The sequence below is a fragment of the Desulfoscipio geothermicus DSM 3669 genome (assembly GCF_900115975.1).
GTDB classification, from domain to species: Bacteria; Bacillota; Desulfotomaculia; order Desulfotomaculales; family Desulfallaceae; genus Desulfoscipio; species Desulfoscipio geothermicus.
On the sequence record NZ_FOYM01000036.1, the window covers coordinates 1 to 16857 of the forward strand.

A 16857-nucleotide genomic window follows, 5' to 3' on the forward strand; every position below is an offset into this window, starting at 1 on the left:
TTAATGACATACAGCAAATATTTATTGATATGTTATGGCAGTTAATTCCATTATTTTGCTGCTATTATTGCTAATTATGATATTTTCACGGATTCAGGAGTAATTTAACTTAATAAGTATTGAAAATATTGTTCGACAATCAATGAAATTCACTGTAAAATAACATGTAAACTAGTGGTTGATATCGCCCACACTGGCGCTTGGAATAAAACCGTTTAAGAAGGACGTGAGGATAGGCATATGAAAAACATTATAAGTGATACTATTAAAAAAATGATATTATATTTTGATGGTGATGTTAAGCGAATAAACCATGCATTAAAGGTGTATGCATTCGCAAAAAGCATAGGAGAACTTGAGGGCATTCCAGAAGAAAAACTTAATATACTTGAAGTGGCTGCTGTTTTACATGATATTGGAATTAAAGAAAGTGAAATAAAATACTCATCATCTTCCGGGAAATACCAGCAGATAGAAGGACCACCTGTAGCATGTGCTATTTTAGAGGAATTTAATTTAATTAAAGGTTTTATTGACAGAGTCAGTTATTTGATAGGTAACCATCATACATACAGCAAAATAGACGATATAGATTTTCAAATTCTTGTTGAAGCAGATTTTCTTGTCAATATCTTTGAAGATGATATTGGAAAAGAACAAGTAAAAGCTATAAAACAGAAATACTTTAAAACAAATACAGGAATATGTTACCTAGAAAGCTTATATAGTATGGAATCATAATAGAAACGCACCCTAAAAATACAATTTGCCCCACCAGCAGAGCAAATTACGAGGAGAGAATTTTTCTTGGCTCCAATACGTGAGCTTAGCTGTGAAATCCGTAATTGATATGCTTTTAATGTGAGATAATGACCTGAGCCTTAACTGGTCTCTTGTAATGGAGAGCCAGATGCGGTGAAAATCGCACGCCCGGTTCGGGAAAGGGCATGGGAAAACCGGCTTAAGCCAGGTGTCCCATGCCTACTTCACCATATTAAAATATTATAATTTAATCATTTTTTAGTTTTATTCTTTATTCTTTCTAAATCCTCGATTGTAAGTGTTAAATCATTTTTTGCATTTGCACTTATAAGCTTTGTAAGAATCGCTGACTTTAATAGTACACACAGTACAAATATCCTTAGTAGATGGTATTTCACCACCTGGATTCAATTGTTCATCTTCCTTGTTTGTTCTAATCCGGGTATCGATTTCTTCAACTCTTGAATCCACTATTGTTCCTTCAATAATTATATCTGCTTTTGCAGCTAAAGCATCTATGCTTGAATAATGCGGATAATCTGCAGATAACCACACGGTCAATTTTTCTTTTGGTTCAATTGAATTAAGTTGTCAAGGTGTTGACACTTTGGGAATAAATAACAGCTCCCCTATTAAGATGATCAGGAAGCTAAATACGGTAATTATTGCATCCAGTATTTTTGCGGTAGCGTCATCCCCGGACTCTACGGCAAAATAAATGGCCAGCGGTATGGTTTGAGTCTACCCGGGTATATTACCCGCGACCATTAACGTAGCGCCAAACTCTCCCAGTGCCCGAGCGAAGGAAAGCACCAGTCCGGCAATTATGCCCGGCCGGGCCAGGGGAAGGGTAACGATGAAGAATATCCTGAACTCACTCGCTCCCAGGGTCTTGCCGCTTTCTCATAATTAATATCCACACTTTTAAAAGCTGCTCTGGCGCTCTGGTACATTAACGGGAAGGCAACCACAGCAGCCGCCAAAACCGCCGCCCACCAGGTAAATATAAGCGAAATGCCCATATTAGCCAGAATATGCCCCAACAGGCCGTTTTTACCGACTTTTGCAGCAGCTTTTTGTGATGATAATTTCCAGCTCACCAGAGCCAATATTATTAACCTCACCGCATAATTTACCGGTCAAAAATTCTGCTTCCAACCACGGGGGAATATGGTTGCAAAGTACCTTCAGTTCATAAAAGTTCCCCTGGCGGAGAAACGGCAGCAGCACCTGTTTTGAGGTAACCCCGATATTGTTTTCCTGGATTTCCTTAATCGAAATACGGTAACACCCGGCGCCGGTTTCCTCCGGCACCGGTACCACCACGACTGCGCTTTTCTCTTCCCGCCGGTGCTCCTCTTCTTCCCGGGTCAGGATGTAATCCAGGAAATCCCTGGGTTTGCCCTGCATTTCCCAGACCGCGCAATTTGACTTTTCCAGCTCAAAATAAGGTATCCCCGTAACAGTATTGCCCACGAATACTCTGCACCCGCCCATAAATTCCAGAACCTCGCCCATTAGCCGGCGCAGCCCGCTCATGCCCTCTGCGGGGACCGGTCTGAACTCTTTTTCCCGACATACTTTCCAGCGGCCCTGCCTTTTACGGTGCACCACCAGCTTTCCCGGGTCGTTCAGCGATGTTGTTTCGCCGTTCTCATCTATGTAAACAGCTATGTCAAAGGCCATGGGAGCCCTCCTTTCAAGCTCTGGAGCCAGGTGTTAAATGTTAAATTTGTTAAGACACATAGTTCCTGTCCGGCTCTGGGGTAAGACTATTTTATAAGCAAACGCTCCACGACATTGCCACCCAGGATGTGTTCCTCCATGATCTCCTCCACGTCGTCGGGAGATACGCCTCCGTACCAAACGTTGTCCGGGTAAACTATCACCACGGAACCCTGCTCGCAGAGGCCCAGGCAGCCGGTGTTGGAGATAAAGATTTCCCCGGACAGCCCCTGGTCTTCAATTTCCTCCAGGAAAGCGGACAGTATTTCCACCGAGGACTTGCCGTGGCACAGGCCTTTGAGCTGGCCGGTGGCCCTGGTGCTGGTGCAGACGAATATGTGGTGTTTGGGCTTGTTCATGCTTCAAACCTCCTTTTGCTACCATCCTTTGGCTTCAGACGTTGCATTATTGAAATTCTAAGAAGCTGCCGCGATCTTTGATGTCCGGTTGCTACCGCCGCAACCGGCGTTTGGCTCCGCCGGGGCGGTGTCAAACTCACGAGACCGGTCTTCGTTCAGCAGGCCGATGGCGTCGGCCCGGCATTGTTTGCAGTGGCGCATTTGCTGCATGTCCTGGCCGCAGAGGTCACGCATGCGGTCCAGTTCCGCGGCGTCGGTGGGGGCATAGTCCTGGAACACGCTGCCCGGGGCCGGTACCAGCGGCATGATGTTGGTGATAAACGCGCCCAGTTCCTTCACCCGCCGCACCACTTCCGGGATCCGGTCGTCGTTGACACCTTTGACCATTACAATGTTCACTTTCACCAGCACCCCGTTCCGGGACAGGTACTCGATACCTTTTTGCTGGTTGTGCAGCAGGATCTCCGCCCCTGCCGCCCCCCGGTGTACTTTGCCCCGGTAATTAACGTGCCGGTAAATGAGGGACCCGGTAACAGAATCGAGGCAGTTGACGGTTACCGTTACGTGCTTTACACCCAGTTCCACGATCTCCCGGGCATAGTCCGGCAGCATCAGGCCGTTGGAGGACAGGCAGAAAATTACTTCCGGATCGGCTTCCTTAATTAGTTCAATGGTTCTCCTGGTGCTGCCCCAGTTGGCCAGGGCATCCCCCGGCCCGGCGATACCCACTACGCTGAGGTTGGCCACCTTTTCCCGCACCAGCAGGAATTTGTTCCTGGCAGCCTCGGGGGTCAACACCTCGCTGGTCACACCGGGCCTGCTTTCGCTCACGCAGTCAAACTTGCGGTTGCAGTAATTGCAGCCGATGTTGCACCGGGGCGCCACCGGCAGGTGCATCCGGGCGTACTTGTGATGGGCTTCGTATGAATAACAGGGGTGCCGGCCGGTCATCTCCAGGGTGCCGGCCTCCACCCGCTCCGATTGAGTGCTTCTTGCACAGCCACAGGTCAATGTATTCACCTCAACTCCCCGCGTAGTACCGGTATCAATTGGGGACATTCCTCCGACCCAAAAGCTTGACCCATTAGAGAGGTGTGTCCCCTTTCCTCTATACCGGTGTTCCGGTAAAACTTCCGGTACATGGCGGCGCGGTAGTTTTTATGCTTGTATTCCAACAAAGTGTTGGTGATCCGGTCCAGGAACATGGTGGTGCCGGTATACCCCACCGAGAGCAGCCGCTGGCCGCCCACCCGGTCGTGGATGGGAAAGCCCATCCTGGCCAGGGGTATGCCTTCCTTTTCAGTCAGGTATTTGCCGTCGGAATGGCCGATGGCAATGTTTACCCCGGTTTCCCTGCATGTTGTCCTGATTTGGGCAAAATCGGTCTCGTTATGAAATCGCACCTCTCCGGGGCAATCCGCCAGCACGGGTTCCAGCAGATCTTCCAGCCCGGTGTTCCCGCTGCCGGTGGCCACAACCGCCGGGTACAGTCCGTTTTCCGCACAGGTCCGCACCACGGCGTACACCAGTTCGGGATCCCCGAACACGGCTCCCCGGCCCTGGGCGTTGTACTTGTGGGAATCCACCATGCAGTCCAGTAAACGGCCCCGTTCCAGTTCCAGCGTTTTGGGCACGCTGCCGCCGGCAAGGCCCGCCAACAGGCCCACAAACATATCGGTGGCCTCCACGCCCATGGGCACGGGCAGGTTATACAGCGGCACCCCGAATTGCGATTGCAGGTAACGACCCGGCGAAACATTTTCCTCTACCGTTATGCCGAATTGGATGGTGGCCGCGGCCCCAGGCATGCGCCGGATGGCCTCCACCTTCGTGCCGCCGGGCGGAATCTTGGTATATGGCCGGGCAATGGGCCGGTCCAGGGTTTCCGAAATGTCGGGCAGCAGGGTATATTTGATATCCATTAGTTCCAGGATACGCTTGATTTCCCGGATATCGGCGGGGCTCAGGTTCGGTACAATAACGTTGATCCCGTCGTGTTTTTCCGTGGGCCGGGCCAGCGCGACGACAGTCTTTTTCACTGCCAGCCAGTAACCCTCGCTGTGGGTGCCCCCGTAACCGGGGGTGGAAACCGCCACCAGGGGAAAATCATCCAGGCCCCGCTGTTTCAGGTAGTCCCGGGCAATGCCCTCCACGTCCTCGCCGATGGTTTCCGCCAGGCAGGAGGTAAGAATGCCGATCAACCGAGGTTTATATACCTTGCGGATGTTATCCAGGGCCTGAAACAGGTTTTGCGAACCGCCGTAAATAGTACCCTTTTCGTTCAGGGAGGAAGACCCCACGTCAATGGGCTCGTTATAGTGCTCGGCGATGTGCCGCCGCATGTAAGTACTGCAGCCCTGGGAACCGTGGATGATCACCATGGCGTCCTCGATGCCCTTAAAAGGCAGGATCCCGCCCATGGGCATGCACATGTTGCAGGGGTTCTCGTTAACGTTCCGGTAGTGCTTTGTTTCCCGCGGCATACAGTCCACCTCCCACGTCCCGGGCATATTTCCAAACCGGCGAGCACACCGTGGAGTATACCTCCCGGGCAAAGTTAACCGCTCCCACGTAACCGCTCAGAGGATGCTTGCGATCGTGGTTATGGTCGATGAAGGCCACCCCCAGTTTATAAGCCAGGGGCCTTTCTTTAACGCCGCCCACCAGCAGGTGGGCGCCCTGTTCGATCATGAACCGCTCCAGTTCGGAGGGGTTGGCGTCGTCCAGGATCACCGTGCCGTCGTCAGAGATATCATGCAGGGTCTGGTATTCCTCTTCCCGGCCGGTTTGAGTCCCTACCATCACCACGTCGATACCAATTTCCCTGAACTGCTTAATTAAAGAAATGGCTTTGAATCCGCCGCCAACGTAAATCGCAGCCTTTTTACCCGATAGTTTTTCGCGGTAACGTTCAATCTCCGGCCGGACAGCAGCAGTTTCCTGCTCGATCAGTTCCTCAGCCCGGCGCATCATCTCCGGGTCGTCGAAGAAAGCGGCAATCCTGCGTAGTGACGCCGCGGTGTCCTCCAGTCCCAGGAAGGAGATCCGCATGGAGGGGATGCCGTACAGTACCTCCATGCGCCGGGCCAGGTAGGCCATGGAACCGGCGCACTGCATGATATTCAGCGAGGCCTCCGGCGCCTTTTTCAGGTCCCGGTAATTACTGTCACCGGTAAACACCACGTTGACTTCCACACCGATGCGCTTCAGGTAATCTTTGATAATCCAGGCTTCCCCGGCCAGGTTAAAGTCCCCCAGGTAATTGACGCTTTTCACCAGGCGCCCGTTGTTAAGCGGGCGCGGGCCGCCCGGCGGCTCTATGAGGCGAAGCAGCGCATCACAGGCCGCCCGGTAACCGGCCGACTTATTGCCGATAAACCCGCTGGATTGGACGGGGATCACCTGGATGCCATGCTTTTGGGCCGCCGCCTTGCAAACCGCTTCCAGGTCGTCACCGATCACCCCCACCACGCAGGTGGAGTAAACGAATACCAATTCCGCCTTATACTTTTCCACTAATTCGTCAATGGCCCGGGCCAGTTTCTTTTCGCCGCCGAAGATGACGTCGTTCTCCTTCAGGTCGGTGGAGAAGCTGTTGCGGTACAGTTCCGACCCGCTGCTCAGGCTGCCCCGGATATCCCAGGTATAACTGGCGCAACCGATAGGGCCGTGCACCAGGTGAATGGCGTCGGTAACCGGGTTCAGTACCACCCTGGCCCCGCAATAAACGCAGGCCCGTTGGCTGACACACCCCGCGATGCTTTCGGCATCGCACTTGAGCTGGTTTTTCCTTTGTCGTCCCTTGACCAGGATGGAAGATTGCCTTTCCACTATCAAGTTGTCATTCGGTACAGCCGTTGACACGTTTATCACATCTTTCCATTATTTAAGAATTCAGGAGTCACCCAGCACTCACCGAGCAGCACGCTCAAAAAGAGATTCCGGCTCCGCCCAGCATCCTGCACCTCCAAAAAGGGTTCGGATTCCAGTGAGTGCTTGGCTGCTTCCCCCTACATCACCAGTTCAAAATCTTCATCAGCGGCGTCGCGGTCCTGGCGATCGAGCAGCGCGCTGCTGATCATCTCCACCAGTCGCATGGCGCCCCGGTAACCCACGATAGGCATATAGGGATGGACGCCCCGATCCAGGATGGGGAACCCCACCCGCACGAAGGGCAGGTCCTCCGCCCGGGCGATGTACTTGCCGTAAGTGTTGCCCATCAAAAGGTCCACGGGCTCGTTCTTGATCCACTGGTGCAGTTCGAACAGGTCGCCCGCCGCTTTTACCCGGCCCTCCAGGCCGGCCGCCGCCAGCATTTCCTTAATTTCCTTTTCAAATATACCCTGGGGTCCGCCCAATGTGCCGCTGGGGGTACCGGTGAGCACATGTACCGGCCGCATGCCCAGGCTTAAAACAAACTCCGTCAGCCCGGTGAGAATATCCGGATCGCCGAACAGGGCCACTTTTTTACCGTAAAAGTGGTGGTGGTTATCGGTGATCACATCCACCAGTTGGCCGCGCTCTTCCTCCAGTTCGTAAGGTATCTCCTGCACGAATTTACTCCGTAACGTCATTAACAACTCATCGGTGGCCTTGATACCAATAGGTGTTTTGAGAGTGATAGCCGGCACCCGGCAGTTCCGCTCCAACAGGTGGGCGGCGTCGCTTGAAGCGTAATAACCCAGGGCAATGGTCAGCTTGGAGTTGCCCGAGTCGCGGATATCCTCCACTTTGGCGCCGCCGGCGGGGAACATTTCAAACTTGCCGGTCATGGGGGAGTCCAGCACCCCTGAAGTGTCCGGGAACATGATGAACCTGATACCCATCTTGCCCGCCAGCCGCTTGATTTCCCGCATGTCCCCGGGATTGACGAAACCGGGGATGATGTTCACCTGCTCCTTTTTCTCGTCCGTCGTTGCTTCCGCCAGGTAGGCAACCATGCCCTTGACCATGTTGGAGAAACCGGTAATATGCGAGCCCTGATAGCTGGGCGTATTGGCATGGATTACCAGTTTGCCTTCGGGAACCTCGGCACCCTTGATGATGGTGGGTATATCGTCCCCGATGGTCTCCGACAGGCAGGTAGTGTGCACCGCCATGATATCGGGATCATAGATGGCAAACACGTTCTTGATGGCGGTTTTCAAGTTGCCGCCACCCCCGAACACCGAGGCGCCCTCGGTAAAAGAACTGGTGGTGGCCATCACCGGCTCCCGGAAATGCCTGGTCAGGTGCGAACGGTGATAAGCGCAGCAGCCCTGGGAACCGTGGCTGTGGGGCAGGCAATTGTGGATGCCCAGGGCGGCGTACATAGCCCCGATGGGCTGGCAGGTCTTGGCGGGGTTGATCATCCCGCCGGTGCGTTTTATTATCTTCTTCGGCGTGCAATCCAACATTTTATGCTCCTACCTCCTCAACGCATGTATCATCCGAGCATTGCTCGATGCTGCCCTCCAGCAGCGGCTTATCCTTCCACGGCGGCACGATGAAGTTCCAGGTGGGGGTGGCAAAACCCATGGCCACGTCCCGGGCAAAATTTATAGCGCCGCGGAAACCCGCATAGGGTCCGCTGTAATCGTAATTGTGCAGCTGCTTGGTGGGAATGCCCATCTTCTGGGGGATATACTTATCCTTGATCCCCGAGGAAAAGATGTCGGGTTTAAGGATCCTGATAAACTCCTCGGTTTCATAGTGGTTCAGGTCGTCTACCACGATACTGCCGTCCATCATGTCCTTAATCATGCCCTTGTAATTGCTTAAAGGGATTTTCTTCTGCAATTCTTCCATTCTCTCAACAGGTATTTTTAACCGGTAGCGCCGCTCGTCCGGGGTCACGTGCAGGTCGGGAATATTTTTGCTATCCGCATCGGACTTGATGTGCGGCAGCACGTCCCGGCCCTCGTAATCGTCCCGGTGGGCGAACTCGTAGCCCGCCAGCACCGTGGTTATACCCAGTTCCTCGTACAGCCCCTGGTAATGGTGGCCGCGGGAACCGCCCACAAAGCAGAAAGCTGTTTTACCCGAGCATATTTTCTTGTACGGTTCCAGCTGCGGCTCGATTTCCGCCAGTTCCTTTTCAATGACCTCCTCAGTACGCTTAATCAGGGCCTCGTCACCGAAGTACAGGGCCATATTGCGCAGCGACTCGATGGTAGCCCGAATACCGATGAAGTTCACTTTCAACCACGGAGTGCCGTATTTCTTTTCCAGCATGTCGGCGATGTAGTTGATGGAGCGGTGGCACTGCACCAGGTTCAGCTGCGCCACGTGGGCGTTCTTAAGTTTCTCATAAGAGCCGTTTCCGGTCATCACCACCTGGACCTCGTAACCGATCTCGTTCAGTACCCGTTCAACTTCCCAGCTGTCGCCGCCGATATTGTACTCGCCCAGGATATTGATGGTATACTTGCTGGGCGGCTCCTCCCAGTCACCCTCACCGACGATATTCTCCATCAGGCCGTTGTTGGCGATGTGGTGGCCGGCGGACTGGCTGACCCCCTTGTATCCCTCGCAACTGTATGCCGTAATGTTCAGGCCGTGTTTGGCCCGGGCCGCCTTGGCCACCGCCTGGATATCGTCGCCGATGAGGCCCACCGGGCAAGTGGCGGAGATGGTGATAGCGTTGGGTTTGAATATCTCCACCACCTCGTCGATCATGCGAGCCAGTTTCTTCTCGCCGCCGAACACGATGTCGCTTTCCTGCATGTCGGTGGACACGCAGTAGGCCAGGAAGTTTTTCTTCGGGTCGTCCGTCTTGGCTTTATTGCGCCGGGTCAGCCAGCTATAGTAGGCGCACCCGATGGGCCCGTGTACAATGTGCACCATGTCCTTGAGCGGGCCCAACACCACGCCTTTGCAGCCGGCAAAGGCGCAGCCGCGGTTGGTGACGATCCCCGGGATAGTCCGGGTATTGGCTTCTATTTCCTGGTTCTCCCGGGCGGAGTCCCTGATCACGATGTGTTTTTTCCGGTTGCGCTTCACCTTGGCGGGGTACTTATTGAGAATCTCCTCGATCATTTTTTCGTTGATAGCCAAATTAACCGCCCCCTTTAATCATTTGGGGATATTCCTGTCCCCAAAGCCTTGACACATAAGCAAAGGTGTGTTCCCTTTCCGCTGATGGTGTGTCCCCTGTTCAATCGGGGACATTCCTGTCCCCAGAGGAATACCCCAGCTTCAGCAGGTGTGTCCCCATACCTTAAACTGCCGCCTCGCCCCGCTCGCCGGTCCTTAGCCGGACGGCGTCCAGAACGGGGCAAATGAATATCTTGCCGTCACCCTTATTGCCTTCCTTGTTTACGCTGATGATGGTATTAACAACTTTATCAATCTCGTTGTCCTGGACCAGAATGGTGAGCATGCGCTTGGGGATCAGCCGGCTGCCCTGGGACAAGCTTTCGGTAACGATACCGGCTATTTCCTCGCTGGCGCCCATCTCATGCAGTACTGACAGGTCCACGTGAATCTTGCCCCGGCCCAACACTTTCATGGCATGCAGGCCGCAGACCCCGATATCGGCCAGAGCTTTTTTGGTGGCATTGACTTTGTTCATCCGAATAATAGCGATAATTTCCTTCATGGTGGTCCTCCTTTTCGACCGTTAATTGGAGACATTCCTCCGACCCCAGAGCCAGGCTCCTATCGGGGACATGCATATTGGGGAAATCCATTCGTTGGGTCCTGTCCCCAGAGGAATACCCAAGCTTCAGCAGGTGTGTCCCCTTTCCTATAACCCCTTGGTGCCGCTGCTGATGGTGTAAGCCTCTTCAACCGGGGTGACGAAAATTTTGCCGTCACCGAAGGCGCCCTTTTCTCCGGTCTTGGCGTACTTGGAAATGATGCTGATCACGTCTTCCTTGTCCTTCTCGTCCTGTACCACCAGCATCAACATATCCTTGGGTATCTCGTCGTAAACCACTTCGCCCACTTTCACACCCCGCTGTTTGCCTCGACCCACCACGTCAATCCTGGTTACCGCGGGAAATCCGGCGCTGTTCAGTTCAGCCAGGATGGTGTTGGTTTTTTCAGGGCGCACAATGGCTCTGATCATAAACATTGGTAATCACTCCTAATCAAGATAATTAATCTTTTAGGGGTCAGACCCCTGGCTACACCTAGTCCAGGATCCCGAATTCCATCAGCAGTTCTTCCAGCCGGTCCGTGGTCATTGGCTTGGGAATCACGAACATATCGTTGCCGTCGATGTTCCGGGCCAGGGTCCGGTACTCGTCGGCCTGGGGCACCGTAGGGTCGTAATCAATAACGGTTTTCTTGTTGATTTCGGCCCGCTGCACAATGTTGTCCCGGGGCACGAAGTGGATAAGCTGTGAACCAAGTTCCTCGGCAAAAGCCTTTAACAGTTCATACTCGTTATCCACCTTGCGGCTGTTGCAGATGATTCCACCCAGCCGCACGCCACCGGAATCGGCGAATTTCCTGATCCCCTTGGAGATGTTGTTGGCGGCGTACATGGCCATCATCTCACCCGAGGCCACGATATAAATTTCCTGGGCCTTGCCTTCCCGGATGGGCATGGCGAACCCGCCGCAAACCACGTCACCCAGCACGTCATAAAACACGTAATCCAGGTCCGGCGTATAAGCCCCCAGCGATTCCAGCATGTTGATGGAGGTAATGATACCCCGGCCGGCGCAGCCCACGCCCGGTTCGGGACCGCCGGATTCCACGCACTTGCTGTTTCCGTAACCTTCACGCATGATGTCCTCCAGGTCGATGTCCTCCCCTTCGTCCCGCAGGGTGTCCAGCACGGTCTTCTGGTTCAAGCCGTGCAACAGCAGCCTGGTGGAGTCGGCCTTGGGGTCGCAGCCCACCACCAATACCTTTTTGCCCAACTCGGCCAGAGCAGCCACCGTATTTTGGGTAGTGGTGGACTTGCCTATACCGCCCTTTCCGTAAATGGCGATTTGTCTCATGTGTTCATCCCTCCGTTGTTTTCTATAATTAAAAAAGAGGCCAAGAAACCCCATTCGGGCTGCAATGGCCTCAATGCCTTACTTACCACAATGTAATCTCAGGTAATAATAACTGGCAACTCCCCTTATAACAGTACAGCGCCGGCAATGAATTCATGCCGGCACCTTCGCCCTAACCTGACAGATACATCAATGTATCCAATATTTGTTTTGCAAAAATAAAAACACCGGTAAAATTACCGGCCACTTTGCCATAAAACCTTTGATACCACATCGTATCTCTTAATTTATATTAATTATAACATACCCTATGTAATAACACAATAGGAAAATATCAAAATATAATTTGAAACAATATTTAAAATTTTAACATAAACCTTTAATTAACTATCAAATAGATCCCTGCCAATATCCAAGAACACTTAAATACAACCTAATTTCAATTGTCTTTGACCATAGATGTATTAGCCGTTTCCAACGTGTTCTTTGCATATTTATGAAGTTTACGTACCACCGTGGGCTGGCTCACCCCCAGAATACTGGCCGCCTTATATGTACTTCCATACATATCCACGGCATTTTTAATCAACTCAAATTCCAGTTCCGCAACAGCTTCTTTAAGTGTTTTGAAATTATTAGTTCCCTTTGCGCCGATATTTTTACAGATATAGGCAGGCAGATGTTTAGGAAGAATTAATTTATGTTCCACTGTAATCAACAGCCTTTCCACCAAGTTAACCAGTTCCCGGACATTTTCCGGCCATTCATAATCAACGAGCAACTCCATTGTTTTGACAGAAAAGCCCTTTTTAAGTTTATACATCTTGTTATAAACCCGAGTGTAATGCTGGATTAAAACCGGTATATCCTCCTTACGCTTGTGCAAAGGCGGTATAGGTATGGTAACTGTACTTAAACTGTCGTATAAATCCTTTTTAAACTTGCCTTTTCTTATCATTTTTTTAAGATCCTTATTTGATGACGCAATGATGCGAACATTTATATTGTTTTCAGGTTCTGTTACGCCTGTCCGGACTTTTTCCTGCATCCGGATTACCCCCAGCAATTTTTCCTGCAGGTCTGGAGGAAGATCCGCCACCTCTTTTATAAAAAGTGTTCCTTCATGGGCCATTTCCCAGAGGCCTTTTTCCCCTCTTGTGCCGTACTTCCGGGAATCAACCGGGTCATAACCAAACAGGATGGGTCTTAAAACTCCGGTAGGTATAGCCTGGCAATTAATTTTAATAAACGAACCGTTTTGCCTGCCCGACATGTGGATCTGTCTTGCTATGCTCTCCTTTCCCACTCCTGTCTTACCTAAAATCAGCACATTCGTTTTCACCTGCGAGACTTTGCAAGCGACATCCAAAACATTCTGCATCGCTTTACTTCTGGCCACTATTTGCTCTGCATTCACTTTCCGACACCTTAATGCGTCAATTTCCTTTTTATACCTTTCCGTCAACCGGCGGGCCAGTTCCAGTTTCGACCTCAGTTCATTTAACTCCGTCAGTTCCTGTAGATTTGTGACCACCCCCGATATATTCCCCTTATCATCAAAAATGGGAAGGCCTGATACTATAACCTGCTTACCGTTAGCGAAACTTTGCGTTAATGTTAAGGGCTCTTTTTGCTTTAATACCTCCAGGGCGGCGCTGCGGTCTATAAGCCCTTCCTCCACCAGTTCCCACATATTTTTCCCCATCACCAACCCGGATTTCAGGCCTGTTATCCTTTCAACGGCCCTATTCACTTTGATTGTTGTCCCTGTTACGTCAGTAATCCAAATACCGTCATGGGAGGATTCGATAACGGTGTCCAGTTCCCGTTTGATCTGTTGAATGCACCCAAGTTGCTGTGCCAGGGAAATAAACACTTTTAATAAATCCTGCAAGGTTACCCCCCCGTATAGATTCCGTTTGGAACTTCTCTAAATTGAAATTATATATATTCTAATTCCATAAAAACGGGACCACCGGCCCGGTAAAATAAAAAAGAGCCACTGGTTTTCTTCTTCCTGTAGCGGCCCCTTCGCCCTATGTCCAACGCTGGACAAATCGTGTTAAACGCCAAAAACTATAAATCAAATATCATATTACAATACATAAAATATTTTTTAACCTTCACTATAACTGAAATGGGTGTGCCGGGTAATTAACCTTTTTACGATTTTTTTGCTTGACTGGTATGTTGTAACCAGGCCGGCTTGCCGCCCTGGCCACGTATCTGCTCAGTGATTCTAGCACGCGTGATTTAAACCTGCCCGGAGAATGGAAACCACTCCAAAACAACCCCAGCATATCCTCCAGACTGGCGTTACCGGCCCGTTCCCCCAACCCCCCTACAGTGGTACTGATGTAAGCTGCGCCGGCCCCAAAAGCTGCCAGGCTGTTAGCCGTTGCCAGTCCGAAATCATTATGACCGTGAAACTCCACCGGAATAGACAGGTTACTTACCAGCAACCCTACCTGCCTCCTGGTGGCGAAGGGTTCAAGGATACCCACCGTATCAGCATAACGCAGCCTCTCCACACCAGCTTCCTGCGCCAGCAAGGCAAACTCAAGCAAAAAGTTAAAATCTGCCCGGGAAGCATCCTCGGCCCCCACAGACACCCGGCACCCGTAATCGCGGGCATAACGTACGGCCCTCACCAGGCAATCCAACACCCATTGCCTGCTTTTTCCTAGTTTTTTCGTAATATGCAAATCTGAAACAGGGGCGGATATGTGCAGGTCCCGAACGCCACAGGCTATTGAGACCCTGATGTCGGCCAGAAGCAACCGGTTCCAGGACGCAACCCTGGCCCTGAGACCGAGGCTGCAAATAGCCCGGAGCGTTTCCTGCTCTATTTCTCCCATTACGGGAATCCCGGCCTCTATCACTTCTACTCCCAGCAGATCAAGCATTCTGGCAATGGTAACTTTCTCTTTCAAAGTGAACGCCACACCCGGAGCCTGTTCCCCATCCCTTAAGGTCGTATCCACTATGGCCGGGCAGCGCAACGCCAGTGTTTTCGTGTTTGCCGCCATTTTTACTCCCTTTCATGAAAAATACCTTTATGACGAGAAAAGCCCCGGCACCTGTATCAGGTATCGGGACCTCGTCATCCCCATTAGCACAAACCACGTACCGCCATTTTTTTAATTCCTCATAATGAATATCAATAAGCATGCAGCCCCAAAATATATTAACTTAATGACAATACACTGTTATAAAGCACTTTCACCCTTTTCACCGGTGCGTATACGTATAGCATCCTCCATACGGGACACAAATATCTTCCCGTCGCCAATTTCCCCAGTTCTGGCTACCTTGGTTACGACATCAGTTACACCGTCTAAATGCTTATCCGCTATAATAATTTCTATCTTTACTTTTGGCAATAAATTAATACTGTACTCTGTCCCCCGATAAACTTCAGTCCTGCCCTTCTGCAGGCCGCAACCCATAACCTGTGACACTGTCATGCCGTGAATGCCGAACTTGGCCAGCCCTTCTTTGATATCTTCCAACACTCCCGGCCTTATAATAGCTTCTATTTTTAACATACCAAAAACATCCTTTTCTTTTGTAATCAATAAATTTTAGTTGTCCGGGTGTTTATTTACCCGGACAACTCTTAATATGGGAAAGAGGGTAGTCATTATATCGTCACCTGTTCCCGATTAATACCCATTAGCCCCGGAACACCCGATGAGCGAAGCATAAAGTCGCCGTAGGCTTCCATACCGTGTTCGCCTATATCCAGTCCTTCCATTTCTTCTTCCGGGCTTACCCGGAGTCCTACAATCAAGCCGATAACCTTAAAAGCAACGAAACCAAGTACCAAAGACCAGGCCAGCACAGCCACTACCCCCGTGGCCTGTACGGCCAGCTGGGCAACGCCGCCGCCGTAGAACAGGCCTCCGTCCACAGCAAACAGTCCCACGGCCAGGGTCCCGAAAAGGCCGCACACCCCGTGTACCGATATGGCACCCACCGGGTCGTCTATTTTGAGCACCCGGTCAAAGAAGGCTACCGAAAGGGGTAGTATAATTCCGGAAATTAATCCGATAACAATTGCTCCTATGGGACTCACCGCCGCACAGCCGGCGGTTATACCTACCAGTCCGCCCAGGGCGCCGTTTAATGTCAGGGCCAGGTCCGGCTTGCCGTGACGCATCCAGGTTACAATCATGGCGCCCACGGTGCCCGCCGAAGCGGCCAGCATAGTGGTTGTTGCTATTAAGGCAATATCTGCGGTGGTCCCGCTGAGGGTGCTGCCGGGGTTGAACCCAAACCAGCCCAACCAGAGCAGCAGTGTACCCAGAGTGCCCAGGGCGATGTTATGGCCGGGAATAGCCCTGATCTCACCGTTCTTACCGTATTTGCCTATCCTGGCTCCCAGCAGCCAAGCGCCGACCAGAGCGGACCAACCGCCCACTCCGTGCACCACGGTAGAACCGGCAAAGTCAATAAAACCTTTTTGGGCCAGCCAGCCGTCACCGTTCCACACCCAGTGCACCACTACCGGGTAAATAAATGCTGTAATCACTACGGTAAAAAGGACGTAAGCAATAAACTTAATGCGTTCAGCCACAGCCCCGGAAACGATTGTTGCGGCAGTGGCACAAAAGACGGCCTGGAAAAACCAGAAACCATAGGTGGGGATACCAAAATCCAGATCAGCAATATCACTGAGTGCAAAGCCTTTGATACCGATAAAACCGTTGGCATCCCCGCCAAAAGCCAGGGCAAAACCTATCACAAAAAACAGGATCATACCCAATGATATGGTTAAAAGGTTCTTCATCATGATGTTAACTGTATTTTTAGCTCTGGTGAATCCAGCCTCTACCAGGCTGAAACCGGCGTGCATCAGAAAAACCAGGTAGGCACAGATAAGCACCCAAACGGTGTCAATGGCTACTGCGTTGCTCTCGACCGTAGGACCGTCATCCGCCAGGGCCGACCCGGGGAATAAAGCCCCCAGCACTAAAAGCAGCAACAGCATCGTAAATCTTTTTATCATTTTTAATATCTCCTTATATATTTTTACTCGATAACCCCAAAAACAAGAAAAGTCCCGACACCTCGAA

Annotated in this window: 16 protein-coding genes and 1 pseudogene; 1 reads left to right on the top strand and 16 read right to left on the bottom strand. The window is 51.5% G+C overall.

What is annotated here, in order from left to right:
- Positions 1 to 240 precede the first annotated feature (240 nt).
- Positions 241 to 741, top strand: coding sequence for an HD domain-containing protein (locus BM299_RS16520; protein ID WP_092487004.1), 501 nt, complete (start codon positions 241 to 243; stop codon positions 739 to 741).
- A 327-nt stretch (positions 742 to 1068) separates the two neighbouring features.
- On the opposite strand, the gene BM299_RS19120 is transcribed toward BM299_RS16520, so the two are convergent.
- The 16 genes and pseudogenes from BM299_RS19120 to BM299_RS16595 all read right to left on the bottom strand — a co-directional run bounded on the left by BM299_RS19120 (position 1069) and on the right by BM299_RS16595 (position 16790).
- The gene (locus BM299_RS19120) at positions 1069 to 1317 is read right to left on the bottom strand and encodes a hypothetical protein (protein ID WP_131820673.1); all 249 of its coding nucleotides are present in this window, start codon (positions 1315 to 1317) and stop codon (positions 1069 to 1071) included.
- 36 nt (positions 1318 to 1353) lie between these two features.
- Positions 1354 to 1823, bottom strand: a pseudogene (locus tag BM299_RS16525) (molybdate ABC transporter permease subunit); the annotation flags it as partial.
- Positions 1816 to 2448, bottom strand: coding sequence for a Fe-only nitrogenase accessory AnfO family protein (locus tag BM299_RS16530; protein WP_092487007.1), 633 nt, complete (start codon positions 2446 to 2448; stop codon positions 1816 to 1818). The pseudogene BM299_RS16525 and the gene BM299_RS16530, both read right to left, overlap by 8 nt.
- Positions 2449 to 2534: 86 nt before the next feature.
- Complete coding sequence (locus BM299_RS16535) at positions 2535 to 2846, bottom strand: (2Fe-2S) ferredoxin domain-containing protein (RefSeq protein WP_092487010.1); 312 nt, start codon at positions 2844 to 2846, stop codon at positions 2535 to 2537.
- A gap of 57 nt (positions 2847 to 2903) precedes the next feature.
- Positions 2904 to 3797 (bottom strand): nitrogenase cofactor biosynthesis protein NifB, encoded by an 894-nt coding sequence (gene nifB, locus BM299_RS16540; RefSeq protein ID WP_207545224.1) that lies wholly within the window; start codon positions 3795 to 3797, stop codon positions 2904 to 2906.
- A 65-nt stretch (positions 3798 to 3862) separates the two neighbouring features.
- Positions 3863 to 5329, bottom strand: coding sequence for a nitrogenase component 1 (locus BM299_RS16545; RefSeq protein ID WP_092487016.1), 1467 nt, complete (start codon positions 5327 to 5329; stop codon positions 3863 to 3865).
- Positions 5295 to 6710, bottom strand: a complete 1416-nt coding sequence (gene nifE, locus BM299_RS16550) for a nitrogenase iron-molybdenum cofactor biosynthesis protein NifE (RefSeq protein WP_207545222.1) — start codon at positions 6708 to 6710, stop codon at positions 5295 to 5297. The genes BM299_RS16545 and nifE overlap by 35 nt, the downstream gene beginning before the upstream one ends.
- Positions 6711 to 6856: 146 nt before the next feature.
- Positions 6857 to 8242: a nitrogenase molybdenum-iron protein subunit beta gene (gene nifK, locus BM299_RS16555; RefSeq protein WP_092487022.1), complete on the bottom strand. Its 1386-nt coding sequence runs from the start codon at positions 8240 to 8242 to the stop codon at positions 6857 to 6859.
- Position 8243: 1 nt separating this feature from the next.
- Positions 8244 to 9881, bottom strand: coding sequence for a nitrogenase molybdenum-iron protein alpha chain (gene nifD / locus BM299_RS16560; RefSeq protein WP_092487025.1), 1638 nt, complete (start codon positions 9879 to 9881; stop codon positions 8244 to 8246).
- A gap of 163 nt (positions 9882 to 10044) precedes the next feature.
- On the bottom strand, positions 10045 to 10425 hold the full coding sequence (locus BM299_RS16565; protein WP_092487028.1) for a P-II family nitrogen regulator: 381 nt from the start codon (positions 10423 to 10425) through the stop codon (positions 10045 to 10047).
- Between the two features lie 147 nt (positions 10426 to 10572).
- Positions 10573 to 10902, bottom strand: coding sequence for a P-II family nitrogen regulator (locus BM299_RS16570; RefSeq protein WP_092487031.1), 330 nt, complete (start codon positions 10900 to 10902; stop codon positions 10573 to 10575).
- Between the two features lie 58 nt (positions 10903 to 10960).
- Positions 10961 to 11779, bottom strand: a complete 819-nt coding sequence (gene nifH / locus BM299_RS16575; RefSeq protein ID WP_092487034.1) for a nitrogenase iron protein — start codon at positions 11777 to 11779, stop codon at positions 10961 to 10963.
- A 439-nt stretch (positions 11780 to 12218) separates the two neighbouring features.
- Complete coding sequence (locus BM299_RS16580; protein ID WP_092487037.1) at positions 12219 to 13673, bottom strand: sigma-54 interaction domain-containing protein; 1455 nt, start codon at positions 13671 to 13673, stop codon at positions 12219 to 12221.
- Positions 13674 to 13905: 232 nt separating this feature from the next.
- On the bottom strand, positions 13906 to 14808 hold the full coding sequence (locus BM299_RS16585; protein WP_092487040.1) for a hydroxymethylglutaryl-CoA lyase-like TIM-barrel protein: 903 nt from the start codon (positions 14806 to 14808) through the stop codon (positions 13906 to 13908).
- 180 nt (positions 14809 to 14988) lie between these two features.
- Positions 14989 to 15327, bottom strand: a complete 339-nt coding sequence (locus tag BM299_RS16590) for a P-II family nitrogen regulator (RefSeq protein WP_092487042.1) — start codon at positions 15325 to 15327, stop codon at positions 14989 to 14991.
- A gap of 95 nt (positions 15328 to 15422) precedes the next feature.
- Positions 15423 to 16790, bottom strand: a complete 1368-nt coding sequence (locus tag BM299_RS16595; RefSeq protein ID WP_092487045.1) for an ammonium transporter — start codon at positions 16788 to 16790, stop codon at positions 15423 to 15425.
- Positions 16791 to 16857: the final 67 nt, after the last annotated feature.